This is a genomic window from Serratia myotis (genome assembly GCF_027474885.1).
GTDB classification, from domain to species: domain Bacteria; phylum Pseudomonadota; class Gammaproteobacteria; order Enterobacterales; family Enterobacteriaceae; genus Serratia; species Serratia proteamaculans.
In genome coordinates this window covers 3,962,440-3,978,375 of sequence record NZ_CP099707.1, presented here as the reverse complement: position 1 = coordinate 3,978,375, position 15,936 = coordinate 3,962,440, and the positions used below count along the sequence as shown (strand labels likewise).

At 59.0% G+C, this 15,936-nt stretch carries 12 protein-coding genes; 8 read left to right on the top strand and 4 right to left on the bottom strand.

The genetic code is table 11. From position 1 onward, the window contains the following. The first annotated feature begins 101 nt into the window (after nucleotides 1-101). Genes fes through NHG65_RS18820 form a run of 3 tightly spaced genes read left to right on the top strand, consistent with a single transcriptional unit; the run spans nucleotide 102 to nucleotide 5,630 of the window. Nucleotides 102-1,472, top strand: coding sequence for an enterochelin esterase (gene fes, locus NHG65_RS18830; protein WP_499182541.1), 1,371 nt, complete (start codon nucleotides 102-104; stop codon nucleotides 1,470-1,472). Then, nucleotides 1,447-1,653 carry an MbtH family protein gene (locus NHG65_RS18825; RefSeq protein WP_219016728.1) on the top strand — a complete coding sequence of 69 codons (207 nt, stop codon included), beginning with the start codon at nucleotides 1,447-1,449 and terminating at the stop codon, nucleotides 1,651-1,653. The genes fes and NHG65_RS18825 overlap by 26 nt, the downstream gene beginning before the upstream one ends. Before the next feature lie 32 nt (nucleotides 1,654-1,685). Continuing rightward, nucleotides 1,686-5,630, top strand: coding sequence for an enterobactin synthase subunit F (locus NHG65_RS18820; protein ID WP_499182540.1), 3,945 nt, complete (start codon nucleotides 1,686-1,688; stop codon nucleotides 5,628-5,630). Between the two features lie 74 nt (nucleotides 5,631-5,704). Here NHG65_RS18820 and NHG65_RS18815 read toward each other — a convergent pair whose 3' ends face one another. From NHG65_RS18815 to fepD, 3 genes are read right to left on the bottom strand one after another with little or no spacing between them, the layout of a single operon-like run. Next, a complete protein-coding gene (locus tag NHG65_RS18815) occupies nucleotides 5,705-6,508 on the bottom strand; it encodes an ATP-binding cassette domain-containing protein (RefSeq protein WP_085117982.1) in 804 nt (267 codons plus the stop codon). Next, entirely contained in the window at nucleotides 6,505-7,530 is a 1,026-nt protein-coding gene (gene fepG, locus NHG65_RS18810) for an iron-enterobactin ABC transporter permease (protein WP_099063658.1), read from the bottom strand. Before fepG ends, NHG65_RS18815 begins: the two co-directional genes overlap by 4 nt. Beyond that, on the bottom strand, nucleotides 7,530-8,603 hold the full coding sequence (gene fepD / locus NHG65_RS18805; RefSeq protein WP_099063659.1) for a Fe(3+)-siderophore ABC transporter permease: 1,074 nt from the start codon (nucleotides 8,601-8,603) through the stop codon (nucleotides 7,530-7,532). The genes fepG and fepD overlap by 1 nt, the downstream gene beginning before the upstream one ends. 135 nt (nucleotides 8,604-8,738) lie before the next feature. Here fepD and entS point away from each other — a divergent pair, with 135 nt between their 5' ends. Next, entirely contained in the window at nucleotides 8,739-10,007 is a 1,269-nt protein-coding gene (entS, locus tag NHG65_RS18800) for an enterobactin transporter EntS (RefSeq protein ID WP_099063660.1), read from the top strand. Here the strand turns inward: entS and fepB are convergent. Continuing rightward, nucleotides 9,994-10,953 (bottom strand): Fe2+-enterobactin ABC transporter substrate-binding protein, encoded by a 960-nt coding sequence (gene fepB / locus NHG65_RS18795; RefSeq protein ID WP_489844087.1) that lies wholly within the window; start codon nucleotides 10,951-10,953, stop codon nucleotides 9,994-9,996. The two genes, entS and fepB, sit on opposite strands and share 14 nt — an antisense overlap. A gap of 197 nt (nucleotides 10,954-11,150) precedes the next feature. On the opposite strand from fepB, the gene NHG65_RS18790 reads away from it, so the two are divergent. The 4 genes from NHG65_RS18790 to dhbA are packed head-to-tail and all read left to right on the top strand — an operon-like array spanning nucleotide 11,151 to nucleotide 15,612. Then, entirely contained in the window at nucleotides 11,151-12,359 is a 1,209-nt protein-coding gene (locus NHG65_RS18790) for an isochorismate synthase (RefSeq protein WP_099063662.1), read from the top strand. 8 nt (nucleotides 12,360-12,367) lie between these two features. Continuing rightward, nucleotides 12,368-13,996 carry a (2,3-dihydroxybenzoyl)adenylate synthase gene (locus NHG65_RS18785; RefSeq protein ID WP_499182539.1) on the top strand — a complete coding sequence of 543 codons (1,629 nt, stop codon included), beginning with the start codon at nucleotides 12,368-12,370 and terminating at the stop codon, nucleotides 13,994-13,996. Nucleotides 13,997-13,999: 3 nt separating this feature from the next. Then, nucleotides 14,000-14,854, top strand: a complete 855-nt coding sequence (locus NHG65_RS18780) for an isochorismatase (RefSeq protein ID WP_099063664.1) — start codon at nucleotides 14,000-14,002, stop codon at nucleotides 14,852-14,854. Next, nucleotides 14,854-15,612, top strand: coding sequence for a 2,3-dihydro-2,3-dihydroxybenzoate dehydrogenase (gene dhbA, locus NHG65_RS18775; RefSeq protein ID WP_099063665.1), 759 nt, complete (start codon nucleotides 14,854-14,856; stop codon nucleotides 15,610-15,612). Before NHG65_RS18780 ends, dhbA begins: the two co-directional genes overlap by 1 nt. Nucleotides 15,613-15,936: the final 324 nt, after the last annotated feature.

Sequence of the window (15,936 nt, the reverse complement as noted above, 5' to 3'; positions counted from 1 at the left end):
AATTATCAATAGTATTCGGTTTACGGTTTTCTTGGGCAGCGCCTCGCGCCGCGAATTTACCGGCTTTCCTGAAGCTGCCAGCTAAAAAGTGAATAGGCGTTTTGAAAACAAAATCCGAGTCAGAAAGCAGCAGATTATTATCGAGCAAGCACGCCGGGCGCCATGGATGGTGGCTGAATATCGCCAAACGCGGCACGCCGCTGGTGGAGCTGCTGGGGGATGGGCGAGGGAAGGTCACATTTTTATGGCGCGATCCGCAGGGATGTGAGCTCACTTCAGCCTATCAACGCGTTTGGATCCACATCAATTGCCTGACCGACCACCATCAGTCGTCGCCGCCACAGAGCCTGCAACGGCTGGAAGGCACCGACGTCTGGTATTGGCAAACCGAGCTGAGCGCGGACTGGCGTGGCAGCTACTGCTTTATCCCCTGTATGGACGACCGACCGCTGGAACACAGTGGTGACGATGCGCACGCCAATATGCATTCGATCCGTCACTGGTGGCATCAGGTGTTTGCCGGTGCGACTCAGGATCTGCTTAATCCCCATCGTTCATGGACCGGTGTTGGCGGCAATGTGCTGTCCGGGCTGCATATGCCGGAGGCCCCATCGCAACCGGCCTGGCTGGATTTTGATCGCTACGCCGTGGCCAGTGGGCGCTGTACGCCAGCGCCGCCTGCGCGACTGCAGCGTCATAGTTGGCACAGCGAGCGACTGGGTAATACCCGTAACGTCTGGGTTTACACCACCGGCGACAGCAACCCGGCGCAACGGCCGCTGGCGGTAATGCTGGACGGGCAATTCTGGTCGAGCAACATGCCGGTCTGGGATCCGCTGATGCAGTTGACCCGCGTAGGCAAACTGCCGGAAGCGGTTTATCTGCTGATCGACATCATCAGCCTGAAACACCGTAGTCAGGAACTGGCCTGCAATGAAGATTTCTGGCTGGCGGTGCAAGAAGAACTGCTGCCGCAGGTGGCCGAATGGGCGCCTCACCGCCGTGATCCGGCCACGACGTTAGTGTGCGGCCAGAGTTTTGGCGGCCTGTCATCGCTGTATGCCGGCTTGCACTGGCCGCAGTGCTTCGGCGGCGTTATCAGCCAGTCTGGCTCCTTCTGGTGGCCACGTCGCGATATGTATCAGCGTGAAGAGATACCCGCCGATGCCGGCTGGTTGCTGCATCAGGTTGAGCAGGGCGTTGGCAAGGGTAGGTTGAAGGTGTTTATGGAGGCCGGTGTGCACGAAAAAGTAGCGCACCGGGTGAACGACCAAATGGCGGCATTGCTGCGTGACGCCGGACATCGGGTGCAATACCGGGTGGTAGCGGGGGGACATGATCACCTGTGCTGGCGTGGCGGTCTGATCGATGGGCTACAGGCGCTGTGGGCGGATCAAGTTCCTGCTCCTTCAGCCAAGCTAACCTTCACTGTCCAAGGAGTCCGTGATGGAAACTCTGAACCCGTTCGATGACGAACAACAAATCTGCCTGATTGTGCAGAATGACCAACGGCAATACAGCCTGTGGCCGGATTTCAGCGCAGTACCGGCGGGGTGGACGCCGGTATTCGGCCCGGCGGCCCGGCCGCTGTGCGTGCTGTGGCTGGAACAACATTGGCAGGATATGCGGCCCGCATCACTGCGTAAGGCGTGATGGCATCAGTCCCGAAAACAGGAGTCAGTCCCTTGTCAGACAGCATTTTATTATCGTCCGAACAGCAGCTCGCCACTGAGCTGCCGTTGGTCGCCGCGCAGCCCGGGATCTGGGTTGCCGATCAAATTTCACCGCATGCCAATGCTTACGCGGTTTCCCACTATATTGAGCTGAACGGCCCGCTGGACCAGGATTGCCTACTAAAGGCGATCGCGCAGGGGCTGTCCGAAGTGGATACCCTGCAGTTCCGTTTTGCAGAGCGTGACGGGGTGCCGATGCAGTGGCATGACCCGGCGCTGGCGATCCTGCCGGTCGAGTTTATTGATCTGCGTGATTCTCCTGACGCAGCCGTTGCAGCACGCGCCTTGATGCAACTGGATATGTCCGGTGATTTACGCATCGGCAGCGGCAATGCGCTGTACCGCCATATGTTGATCCGCCTGTCGGATCAGCGCTGGTTCTGGTATCAGCGTTATCACCATATTTTGGTAGATGGCTTCAGTTTCACCGCCATTGCCCGCAGAATTGCCCATATTTATACCCGAACGTTACGTAATGAACAGCCGGACCCGACGCCGTTTAGCGCCTTCAGCGAAGTGGTTGAAGAATATCAACGCTACGCCCAGTCGCCTACCTGTCAGCGCGACGCGGCCTTTTGGCTGAACAAGGCGCAGCAGTTGCCGACCCCGGCTACGCTCTGTCCGCAGCCGTTGGCCGGCCAAACGCCGACCACCCGCATTCATCGGTTATCACAGCTGTGTGACCGCCAGGACTTTAGCCAACTGGTGAACGCCGGTCAGCAGCAGTTCAGCGTGGCAGATATGGCGCTGGCATTGGTGGCGCTGTGGGTGTCTCGCCTGAGCGGCCACGCCAGCTTCAGCGCCGGTTTTATCTTTATGCGCCGTACCGGCTCGGCGGCACTGTGTGCCAACGGGCCGGTGATTAACGTATTGCCGATCGAAATGCACCTCGACCCTCAGGCTACGCTGAGCGAAGTCGCCGGCAATATCGGCCGAGAGCTGAAAAGTGTCCGTCGTCATCAGCGTTACGAGGCGGAACAGGTGCAGCGTGACCTGGGGCGGATTGGCGATGCTCAGCCGCTGTACGGCACCGTTTTCAACTTTAAGATGTTCGATTTCCAATTGGATTTCGGTGATATCGAAGGCATTACCCATGAGCTGGCCTCCGGGCCGGTGCGTGACCTGGAAATCGCGTTGTACCTCGATGAGGCCGGTACGCTGAAGGTTGATCTGCTGGCTAATGCCGAGCGTTATCAGCCGGATGAGTTGGCGGCGCATCTGCAACGCCTGCCGCTGTTGCTGCGCCAGTTTGCGGCACAGCCACAGATGCCGATCGGTGAAGCCGATTTGCTTACCGAGCAGGATCGTCAATTGTTGGCCCGGGTTAACGACACCGTTCATCCAGTGGCGCCGCAAACCCTCAGCGGCCTGTTGGCGCAACAGGCGCAGAAAACCCCGGATGCCCCGGCGCTGGCCGATGCGCAATACCAATTCAACTACCGCGAAACCCGTGAACAGGTCACTGCGTTAGCGCGTCAACTGACGGCACAGGGTGTGCAGCCCGGCGATATCGTCGCCGTTGCCTTGCCACGGTCGGTGTTTTTGTCGCTGGCATTAATGGCCATCGTCGAGGCCGGGGCGGCTTATTTGCCGCTGGACACTGGTTATCCTGACGAACGCCTCAGCATGATGCTGGAGGATGCCGCACCACGCCTGATTATCACCGAAGCCAGCCAGCAGGCGCGTTTTGCCGGCCAGGGTGAGATCTTGCTGTATGACGCACCGCTGCCCGCAAACAGTGCGGCGGACGTGGTGCTCAGTGGGCCAACGCCGCATCATCCGGCCTACATTATCTTTACCTCCGGCTCAACCGGGCGGCCGAAAGGCGTGCTGGTGGGGCATCAGGCGATCGTCAACCGTCTGCTGTGGATGCAGCATCAGTATCCGATGGCCGCGGGCGATGTGGTGTTGCAGAAAACCCCCTGCAGTTTTGACGTCTCGGTGTGGGAGTTCTTCTGGCCGTTGATGGTGGGTGCCCAGTTGGTGATGGCACCGCCGGAGGCGCATCGCGATCCGGAACAGCTGCTGCAACTGATTGACCGATATCGGGTCACCACTATGCACTTTGTGCCTTCGATGCTGGCGGCCTTTGTCGGTGCATTGGACACTCGGCAGGCGGTGGCGTGTTGTGTGCCGTTGCGGCAGGTGTTCTGCAGTGGTGAAGCCTTGCCGGCCGAGCTGTGCCGCCTGTGGCAAAGCCGCACCGGGGTGCCGTTGCATAACCTGTACGGCCCGACCGAAGCGGCAGTGGATGTCACCTGGCATCCGGCCTGGGGCGAGGCGTTGGCCGCCGTCACCGGGGCTAACGTGCCTATTGGTCTGCCGGTATGGAACACCGGTCTGCGTATTCTCGACGCACGCTTGCGGCCGGTGCCGCCGGGTGTCGCGGGTGATTTGTATCTCACCGGTGTACAGCTGGCGCACGGCTATCTGGGCCGACCAGAACTGACCGCCAGCCGCTTTGTGGCCGATCCGGAAGGTGACGGTGGGCGGATGTATCGCACGGGTGACGTCGCACGCTGGTTACCGGGGGGCGAAGTGGAATACCTCGGCCGCAGCGACGATCAGCTAAAAATTCGTGGTCAACGCATAGAACTGAGTGAAATCGATCATGCGTTGCTGTCATTACCGGGCATCAAGCAGGCGGTGACTCATGCGCTGGTGCTGGATAATACGCCGACAGATCCGGCCGGTGGCGATGCCCGTCAACTGGTAGGTTATCTGGTGGCGCAGTCCGGTGTGCGCCTCGATCTGGAGGTGCTACGAGCCGCGCTGACCGATCGTTTGCCGCCGCATATGGTGCCGGTGGCGTTGGTCGAGATGGGATCCTTGCCGCTGAGTGCCAATGGCAAGCTGGATCGCAAAGCGTTGCCGCAACCACAGAGCGGCGTCAGAGCCGCCGGGCGTGAACCTGAAGCCGGGCTGGAAACGGCGATTGCTGCGGTGTTCGCCCGTCTGCTGCAGCGTGAAACCGTGTTTGCCGACGACGATTTCTTTGCCCTCGGTGGTCACTCGCTGCTGGCGATGCGTCTGGCGGCGGAGCTGCGCCGTGAGCTGGGTAAAGCGGTCTCGGTAGGGCAGGTGATGGTGGCTTCCCGGGTGGAACAACTGGCGCAGCTGCTGGCGGAAGAACGCACGCAGGAAGAGGCCGATCAGACCGGTTTTGACAGCGTACTGCCATTACGTACCACGGAAGGCCCAACGTTGTTCTGTCTGCATCCGGCATCCGGATTCTCCTGGCAGTTCAGCGTATTGCCGCGCTATATCGATCAGCATTGGTCGCTGGTGGGTATTCAGTCACCACGGCCAGAGGGTCCGTTGGCGCTGAGCGAGGATATGGATCAGGTCTGCGACGCACATCTGGAGACGGTATTGCAGGTGCAGCCGCAGGGCCCGTACCACTTTATCGGTTACTCATTGGGCGGCACATTGGCGCAGGGCATTGCCGCCAGGTTGCAGGCGCGGGGTGAAGAAGTGGCCTTCCTTGGGCTGCTGGATACCTATCCGCCGGAAACCCAGAACTGGGACGTGATGCTGGATGACAACGTACTGAAAGAAGTCCAGCGCGAACGTCAGCAGTTCCTGGCAGTTTCCGAGGATGCGTTGGATCCGGCATTGGGCGAAACCCGTGTGGCGATGTTCGATAATATCGAAGCCAATTATGCCGATTCGGTGCGCCTGCTTTCAGCGACTCATACGGCGAACTTTAAAGGGCAGGCGACGCTGTTTGTCGCGCGTCAGACGCTGCAGGAAGGGATGGACGTGCAGCAGACCTGGTCGCAATACGTGGATGCCTTGCAGGTGCATGAGCTGGATTGTGCTCACGTCGATATCGTGTCACCGGCGTCGTTCAAGGTGTTAGGGCCGTTGCTGAACCGGATTCTAAGAGCGCTGTAATCCCCAGTGACGGTAGGGGGCGAATACATTCGCCCCGATTAATGCGGGCCCAGCATGCTGGGCCCCTACAATATCTATGACTTACCCAGCGGTACCACCAGCGGCGTGTGCGAGACCGGATCGTCAATGATCATGCAGCGCAGGCCGTACACTTCTTCGATCAGTTCTGCGGTCACAATGTCCTTCGGCGCCCCTTCGGCCACCACCTTGCCATTGCGCATGGCAATCAAGTGCGTGGCGTAACGGCAGGCATGGTTGAGATCGTGCAGCACCACCACTAGCGTATGGCCGTTTTCACGGTTTAACTGACGCATCAGCTCCAGCAGGTCAATCTGGTGGGTGATATCCAGCCAGGTGGTCGGTTCATCCAGCAGCAGCAGTGGCGTTTGCTGCGCCAGCACCATCGCGATCCACACCCGCTGACGTTGTCCGCCGGAGAGCGTATCGACCGGCTGTTCGGCCAGCTCGAATACGCCGGTAGAGCGCATCGCCTGGTCTACCGCCTGTTGATCCTCCTCACTCCAGCGACTGAACAGGCGCTGATGCGGATAGCGACCACGGGCTACCAGATCAAACACGGTGATATCACCCGGTGCGGTCGAGCTTTGTGGCAACAACCCCAACTGGCGCGCCACCTCTTTGGTGGCGTATTCGCTGATTTGTTTACCGTTCAGCCAGACTGCGCCGGCTTGCGGCTGCATCAGGCGGCTGAGGGTACGTAGCAGGGTCGATTTACCGCAGGCGTTCGGCCCGATAATTACCGTCAGTTCGCCGTGCGGGATAGAGACGGACAGGTCGCTGGCGACAATTTTTTTGTCGTAGCCGAGCGTCAGATGTTCGGCGCGCAACGGCGCGGGCTGCAGGGGTTCAGCATTCATTTTTTACGTGACTCACGGATTAATAGCCAAATCAGATAAATGCCGCCCAGGCTGACGGTCAACACCCCGACCGGCAACTGATAAGGCATAAACAGGCGCTGTGCAACGACATCGGCGAGTAACAACAACAGGGCACCGATCAAGGCGGTCAGCAGCAGGACGCTGCGGTTGGCGCACAGGCGTCGTGCAATCTGCGGAGCCACCAGCGCAATAAAGGAGATCGGCCCGGCCACGGCGGTCGCGGCGGCCGTCAGCAACACGCCGATCAGCAGCAGCATAACGCGCGATCGTTCTACCGGTACGCCGAGTGCGCAGGCGGTATCATCACCCATTTCCAGCAGCCGCATGCGGCGGGACAGTGTCAGCAACAGCAAGCAGCACAGCGCGAACACCACCAGCACCGGCAGGCTTTTCGCCCAGTTCACTCCGTTGAGTGAACCGGCGCTCCACAGTCCGGCGGTCATGGCGGATTCCAGCGAGGCGCTGATGATCAGCCAGGTATTGCCCGCCACCAGCAGGGCGCGGACGGCAATGCCGACGATAATCAAACGGAAAGACTCGACGCCGTTGCGCCAGGCCAGCAGATAAATCAGCGCGGCGGTCAACAGACCCCCGACCAGCGCCCCGGAAGTGATGCCGATAACGCCGCCGTTAAACAGCACTATGGCCACCAGCACGCCGCTGTAAGCGCCGGTATTAAAGCCAATCACGTCCGGACTGCCGAGCGGGTTGCGCAGTATCGACTGGAAAATGGCACCGCTGATGCCCAGTGCCGCCCCCAGTAGCAGTGCCATCACCACGCGTGGCAAGCGCCATTGGGTGACGATCACCGCCAGGTTGGCCGGGCCTTCACCGCGCAAGGCGTCGATCACCTGCGAGGCGGTCAGTGACAGAGCACCGGAACCCAGCGCGTAAATCGCCAGCGCCAGCACGGCCAGCAACAGTAGCAGCGCAGTCAGCGCCGGACGCGAAAGGGCGCGCATTTTGTGGTTGGCCATCAGGCGGGCTGCGGACATCGACATTAGCGCTGCCTCCTGAACATATGGCGTTGCCGCACCAGCATGATCAGCAGCGGTGCGCCAATCAGAGCGGTGACGATGGAAACGCGCAGTTCACCGGCCACCAGGAAGCGGCCGATCAGATCGGCGCTCAGCAGCAGGATCGGGGTTAATACCAGCGTCCATGGCAGCATCCAGTGTAGCTCGGAACCGGCCAGCCGCCGGGCGATGTGCGGCATCATCAGACCGACAAAGGCAATTGGGCCGACGGCGGCAGTGGCACCACCACACAGCAAGGTAATCGCCAGCAGACCCAGCAACTGGGTACGCACGATACCGGTGCCCAGTGCGGTGGCCAATTCATTACCCATGCTCAGGCTGTTCAGTGACTTGCTCATCCACAGGGTAATCAGCGTACCCAGCAGGATCGGCAGGGCCACGGTACGCACCACCTGCATATTTTGAATATCCAGCGAACCGGCCTGCCAAAAACGGAGCTGATCGAACACCAGTGGGTTCAGCAGGGAAATCCCGGAGGTCATGCCCTCCAGCACCGCGGCCAGCGCGACACCGGCCAGCGTCAGACGTACCGGGTTAAGGCTGCTGCCGCCCAAAGCGCCGATCAGCGCCACCAGCAGCGCAGCGAACATCGCACCGGCAAAGGCAAACCACAGATATTGGCTGACCTCGGCAGCACCAAAGAAGGTGATCCCCAGTACCACGGCAAAGCCCGCACCGGCGTTAACCCCGAGAATGCCCGGATCGGCGAGGGGGTTGCGGGTGAGGGTTTGCATCAGTACGCCGGACAGGCCCAGTGCGATACCGGCCAGCACGCCCACCAGTGTACGTGGCAGCCTGGCATTGGTAATTATGGCGCAGTCTGCACCGCTGCACTGGCCGTTCAGCGCCTGGATAACCGTGTCGAAGGGAATAGATTTAGCGCCAAGTGACAGGCTGAGCAGAATCACGACCAGCAATGCACAAAAGGCAATCAGCAGGCCAAACAGCCTGCGGCGAAATGAGCGGGGAGTGCCGCCAATAAGACGCTCCCGGGGGGCAGGAACGGGCTGTGTGCCAGGGTGTGAAATCCGTAACATACCAATCCATTATTTAATTGAATATAAATGAGTTTTATTATCATTATTGATTGCTTTCATCTATGGTACCATGAGTCCCTTCGCTATTGCAGCACAGACGCTGCCCCTTTTTCTTTAGTTGTGGTGAGAAAGCTCATGAGTAAGCCCTCTATTTTGCTTGATTTTGGCCTGCTTAAGACCAATGGCGCGTTTCGTGCCGTTTTTTGCGCGCGTTTTATTTCCATTTTAGCGCTGGGGTTGATGGCCATTGCGATCCCGGTGCAGATCCAGGCCTTGACCGGGTCGACGTTGCTGGTTGGTTTGTCCGTGACGCTGGCGGGCAGTGGCATGTTTGCCGGTTTGCTGATGGGGGGCGTGCTGGCCGATCGTTACGAGCGCCGTCGCCTGATTTTGTTCGCCCGCTCCACCTGCGGCATCGGTTTTGTCGGTCTGTGTCTGAACGCCGCTTTGCCTGCCCCCTCATTAACGCTGATTTACCTGCTGGCCGTCTGGGACGGCTTCTTCGGTGCGGTTGGCGTTACGGCGCTGTTGGCGGCCACACCGGCACTGGTGGGGCGTGAAAATATCGTGCAGGCCGGGGCTATCAGCATGCTGACGGTGCGTTTTGGCTCGATCCTCTCCCCGGCGATCGGGGGGCTGGTGATCGCCAACGCCGGTGTGGCCTGGAACTACGGTCTGGCAGCGTTTGGCACCTTGCTGACGCTGATCCCGTTGCTGCGCCTGCCGCAGTTGTTGCCACCCCCGCAGCCACGTGAGCACCCACTACGTGCGCTGGCCGGGGGCTTCGGTTTTCTGTTCCGTAACCGGGTGATTGGCATGGTGGCGCTGATTGGCGCGCTGTTGACCATGGCCAGCGCGGTGCGGGTGCTGTATCCGGCCATGTCCGGCATGTGGCAGGTCAGTGCGGCGCAGTTGGGCTTTATGTATTCCGCCGTGCCGCTGGGTGCGGCGATTGGCGCCTTTACCAGTGGTCGTGTAGCCCACGTGGCGCGGCCGGGCTGGATGATGCTGATGACGGCGATTGGCGCTTTTGTCGCTATCGGCCTGTTCGGTTTGATGCCGTGGTATGGCCTGGCGCTGTTTTTCCTGGTGGTCTTCGGTTATCTGAGCGCGCTGAATTCACTGCTGCAGTACGGGTTGATCCAGAACCTGACGCCGGATGCGTTTCTCGGACGTATCAATGGCCTGTGGACGGCGCAAAACGTGGTGGGTGACGCCTTGGGCGCGCTGCTGCTGGGGGCTATGGGGGCGTTTATGCTGCCGGCGATGACCTCAACCAGTTTTGGCTTTGGCGTGGCGCTACTCGGTGTGGTGCTGGCTTTTGCGATGCGCGGTCTGCGTCAGGTGGGCCGTGGCGGGCAAGAAAGCGATCTCCAGCCCGCCGCAGAATCTACTGAGAAATAAACTGTTTTTCCAACAGCGTCAGCAGGTTGCTGGCGCTGTAGTAATCCAGTCGGAAGGTGTCACTCCCCAGTGCGTAAACCCGCTGGTGCTGCACCGACGGCAGGTCCGCCAGGAAAGGATTGGCCATCAGCCGCTGGACATCGCTGTCGTTGTTGGCGAACAGCATCAGCGTCTGGCCGTTCAGGCCTTCAGCCAGGTTTTCACCGCTCAGTTGAATAATGTCCTTACGCATCCCCATGCTGCGGCTGTTGTTCAGCTTGGCCGGTAGCGGTGCCAGGGTAAAACCCAACTGCTTGAGCATCTGCCCCTGGGAAGAAGCGGCGGTCCACAGGTTGGCGGATTTGCCATCAGCGTTGAAGACCAGGGCGGAAATCGGTTGTTCCGGCAGTTTCATACGCTGCTTCAGTGATTTTTCACGCGCATCGAAATCACTGACCACTTTCTGTGCCTGAACTTCATGCCCGGTAGCCTGACCCAGTTCGGTCGCCAGTGCCTGCCAGCTTTTGTCGTCGTAATTGACCACCAGCACCGGGGCAATGGCGGAGAGCTGATCGTACAGGCGCAGGGCGGAATCGGCACCGGTGGCCGAGATGATAATCAGATCGGGGGCTTCACCGGCAATGGTTTCTGCGTTGGGTTCGCCGATATACAGACGCTTAACGCCGCGCTGTGCCGCGATAGCGCCCCATTGATGGAAGAAGCCCTGTGAGTCCGCCAGACGGTTGCCGGGCGTGGTGGCGCCACTGGCGATCACCGGGGCGTCGATTGCCAGCAGGGTACCGGTGACGGTGACGCTGGTGGAAACAATACGCGCAGGGGGCTGGCTGAGTGTCACCACGCCGTGTGAAGTTTCAATTTTACGCGGCCAACCGGCGTCTGCGGCATGGGCAGTACCGATGACCATCAGGCCAAACAGCACCAGGCTGAAGATCGGGTTCTTCTTCATAAAGCATCCTTAGAAGTTAAATAGTAATACTTATCATTTATATAATTAAAACTGCTGGTTTTATATCACGATTATGAATGGAAGAACTGTTTACATTTATTGACATAGCATATTCACGAGGGTAATTTAACGCGATTCAATACAAATGATAATCATTATTATACCGGTTATTGTTCATGATACGAAAGGGAGTACCGATGAGCGTTACAGTAAAGAGTTCCGGGCAGAAGAAGCCGCAAAGCAAGGATAGCGAACAGTCTGCTGCAGGCGTGTCGCCGACCTCCGGCTTTTTCTTTACCTCTCCTTTCCGTAGCCTGAGTACTCAAGGCTGCTTCGCCAAAATCACGCTGCCGGCCCAGGACGGGGACCAGCTTAACGGCGAGTTCCAGCAGGCGGTACAGCATGCTTTTGCCGAGGCCAAACTGGCGGGGGTGAAAAACCCAATACTGTGCGGTGCGATCCCGTTTGACACTCATCAGCCCTCCGCGCTGTTTATTCCCCAGCAAACCCAATGGTTTGAGCGCGATGCCTATTTGGCTGGCGTAGCTTCACCGCAGGACGCCCTGCCGGAAATTACTCGCCAAAATGAAGTGCCTGCCCAGCAACCCTTTATGCAGATGGTGGCGGATGCGGTGGAAGCGACCCGTGGCGACCAGTTGGATAAAGTGGTGCTGTCGCGCTTGCTGGAGATTGAAACCCGCGAGCCGGTAGATCGCCAGGCGTTGATGGCGCGTATCATCGCCCAGAATCCTCATGGTTTCCACTTCCATGTCCCGCTGGAACAGGGGGCACTGTTGGGGGCCAGCCCGGAATTGCTGCTACGCAAATCCGGCGCGCAGTTTTACTCCAACCCGCTGGCCGGCTCTGCCCGTCGTGATGCCGATCCACAGCGGGATCTGGAAGTCAGCCAGCAGTTATTGGTGTCAGAAAAAGATCGCTATGAGCACCAGTTTGTCACCGAAGGGATGCGTCAGGTGCTGGCCGATCGCTGCCGTTATCTGAATATCCCCACCGTCCCTGAATTATTGAGCACCACCACGCTGTGGCACCTGTCGACACCTATCGACGGTGAAGCCGCCAGCCGCGCTGAAAATGCGCTGTCGCTGGCCTGCCTGTTACACCCGACGCCGGCGCTGTGCGGTACGCCGACCGCGTTGGCACATCAGGTGATTAAACAGTTGGAACCTTTTGATCGCGGCCTGTTTGGCGGCATCGTCGGCTGGTGTGACGCCGAAGGTAACGGCGAGTGGGTGGTGACCATCCGTTGCGGCACCGTGCAGGGCAATCAGGTGCGACTGTTTGCCGGAGCCGGCATCGTGCAAGACTCTTCGCCGGAATCCGAATGGCATGAAACCGGCACCAAACTCAGTACCATTTCGCGGGCGTTTGGCCTGAACCAAGGATAGACATTCCCATGAGTATTGCTTTTACCCCCTGGCCTGAGGCCTTGGCCCGTCGTTATCGTGAGCGCGGATATTGGATCGACCGGCCGTTGACCGACATCATCACTCGCCAGGCCAAAAATGACGCCATCGCGCTGATCGACCCGGAGCGCAGCCTGAGCTATCGCCGGCTTAATCAGCTTTCCGATCGGCTGGCCGCCGCCTTGCAGCGTCGCGGCATCCAAAGCGGTGACACTGCGCTGGTGCAGCTGGGCAACGTAGTCGAATTCTATGTGACCTTCTTTGCGCTGCTGAAAATTGGCGTAGTGCCGGTGAATGCGCTGTTCAGCCATCAACGCAACGAGCTGAACGCCTACGCCGTACAGATCAAACCAGCGTTGCTGATTGCCGATCGCCAGCATGGCTTGTTTGGCAACGATGAATATCTGACGGCTTTTCATGCTGAGCATCCTTCACTGCGCGTGGTGGCACTGCGTAATCAGGCCGAGGGCGAACAGTCGCTGGCGGCCTGGCTGGAAGAGGACAGCGGTGATTTTGTTGCGACGCCAACCCCGGCCGATCAGGTAGCATTTTTCCAGCTTTCCGGTGGTAGTACCGGCACGCCAAAACTGATCCCGCGTACCCACAATGATTACTACTACAGCATTCGCCGTAGCGTGGAAATTTGTCATTTCGATGTCGATACCCGCTATCTGTGCGCGCTGCCGGTGGCCCACAACTATCCGATGAGTTCCCCGGGCATCCTGGGCGTGTTCTATGGTGCCGGGCTGGTGGTATTTGCCAGCGATCCGGATGCCGGACAATGTTTCCGTTTGATCGAGCAGCATCAGATTAACGTGACGGCGCTGGTACCGCCGGCGGTCACGCTGTGGTTGCAGGCGATTGAAGAGTGGGGCGGTTGCCAGCAACTGGCCAGCCTTAAGCTGCTGCAGGTGGGCGGCGCCAAGCTGGGAGAAACCCTGGCGGCACGTATTCCGGCCGAGATCGGCTGCCAGTTGCAGCAGGTGTTCGGCATGGCGGAAGGCCTGGTGAACTACACCCGACTGGACGATGACGACCAGCATATTCTGACCACCCAGGGCTGCCCGATGTCGCCGGATGACGAGTTGTGGGTGGCCGATGATGAGGGCAACCCGCTGCCGGTGGGCGAAACCGGACGTCTGATGACCCGTGGTCCTTATACCTTCCGTGGCTATTACCAAAGCCCAGAGCACAACGCCGCCGCCTTTGATGACGACGGTTTCTACTGCTCCGGTGACCTGATCAGCCTGACCGAAGACGGTTATGTGAAGGTTGAAGGTCGTCAGAAAGATCAGATCAACCGTGGTGGGGAGAAGATCGCCGCCGAGGAGATCGAAAACCTGCTGTTGCGTCATCCGGAAGTGATCAACGCGGCATTGGTTTCGATGCCGGACGAACTGATGGGTGAAAAAAGCTGTGCCTATATTATCGCGACCAGCGCGCTGAAAGCGGTGGTACTGCGCCGCCATTTGCGCGCCGAGGGCGTGGCCGAATTCAAATTACCCGATCGTTTTATACAGGTTGATACGCTGCCGCTCACCCCGGTTGGCAAAGTGGATAAAAAACTGTTGCGCCAACGCCTGGAGGCGCAACAACTGACTCTGGTCCAGGGAGAATAAGTCATGGCCATTCCAAAACTTAATGATTACGCGTTGCCGACTCAGGCTGAACTGCCGACCAACAAAGTGAGCTGGAAGGTGGAACCGCAGCGCGCTGCACTGTTGATCCACGATATGCAGCAGTATTTCCTGAATTTCTGGGGTGAAGACAGCCCGCTGATCAAACAGGTGGTGGAGAACATCGCCAACCTGCGCCGTTACTGCAAATCCCAGGGGATCCCGGTGTTTTACACCGCGCAACCTAATCAGCAGAGCGATGAAGATCGCGCCTTGTTGAATGACATGTGGGGCCCAGGTCTGAATAAGCACCCGGAACAGCAGGCAGTGGTTGCTGCCCTGGCACCGGAAGCAGACGATACCGTACTGGTGAAGTGGCGTTACAGTGCTTTCCACCGCTCACCGCTGCAGGAGATTCTGCAGGAGTCGGGGCGCGATCAGTTGATCATCTGTGGCGTCTACGCGCATATCGGCTGCATGACTACGGCGATCGATGCTTTTATGCGCAATATTCAGCCGTTCATGGTGGCCGACGGCCTGGCCGATTTCTCCCGTGAAGAACACCTGATGGCATTGCGTTATACCGCCGGCCGTTGCGGTCGCGTGGTGACCACCGCCGAGCTGTTGCCGGGCATTGCCAGCAAGGCTGCGCTGCGTCAGCAAATCATGCCTTTCCTCGATGAAGACAGCGAAGACATGGGCGACGACGAAAACCTGATCGACTACGGTCTGGATTCGGTGCGTATCATGGAATTGGCGGCACGCTGGCGCAAGATTCGCGGCGATATCGATTTTATCGCGCTGGCCAAGAACCCAACCATCGATGGCTGGTGGGCGTTGTTGTCAGAGGGGAAAGCCTGATGGAGCAACAGGGCGATTTCGCCGGTAAGCGAGTCTGGGTGACTGGTGCTGGTGCCGGAATTGGTCTGACAACGGCACTGGCGTTTGTGCAGGCCGGTGCCGAAGTGGTTGGCTTTGATAAACACTTTGGTGAGCCGGAATACCCATTCCGTACTGAAGTGCTGGATATCGCTGACAGTGATGCAGTAGACCGCGTGTGCGGACGTTTGCTGGCGGAGCAGGGGGATTTGGACGTGCTGGTCAACGGTGCCGGTATTTTGCGCATGGGGCTGACGGATGAAACCAGCACCGCAGACTGGCTGGCTTGTCTGGCGGTCAATGCCGGTGGGGCATTCAATATGTTCCGCCATGCCTTGCCGGTGTTTCGTCGCCAACGACGCGGTGTGATTGTCAGCGTAGCGTCCAACGCCGCCCATGTGCCGCGCGTCGGCATGGCGGCCTACTGCGCTTCTAAAGCTGCATTGCGCAGCCTGTGCCAAACCGTGGGGTTGGAAATGGCCCCTTATGGCGTGCGCAGCAACCTGGTTTCGCCGGGCTCGACCAATACGCCAATGCAGCGTGGCATGTGGCAGGATGAAACCGGTGAGCAGAACACCATTAACGGTTTCCCGGAACAGTTCAAACTGGGCATTCCGTTGGGCAAAATTGCTCAACCACAGGAAATCGCCGATGCCATTCTGTTCCTGGCTTCCGATCGCGCCAGCCATATCACTATGCAGGATATTGTGATTGATGGTGGAGCGACGCTGGCGGCCTGATAATCAGGTTCTACCTTCGCGATAGCCGTAAGGCGCTGCTTGCAGCGCCTTTATTAGTTGTCTTTAATCTCGAGATGCCCGGGCCTAGCGCACCGAGGGGCCATTATGGGACACATCCTTGTGTCCCACCCTGCGGGCCGACTGGAAGTCGTTCCAACTTGTTCCCGACAAGTTGGTCGGCGGGCAAGCCGCTACGACCCCTTCGGCACGCTCTCCCTAATAACGAGCATTGTTAGTTGTATGGAGATATTGGGAGAATTACTGAGGTTTTGAGCGCTTCCGGACGTCAGATGCGAAAAAAGCGCCAAAAGGCGCTTTTTTCTG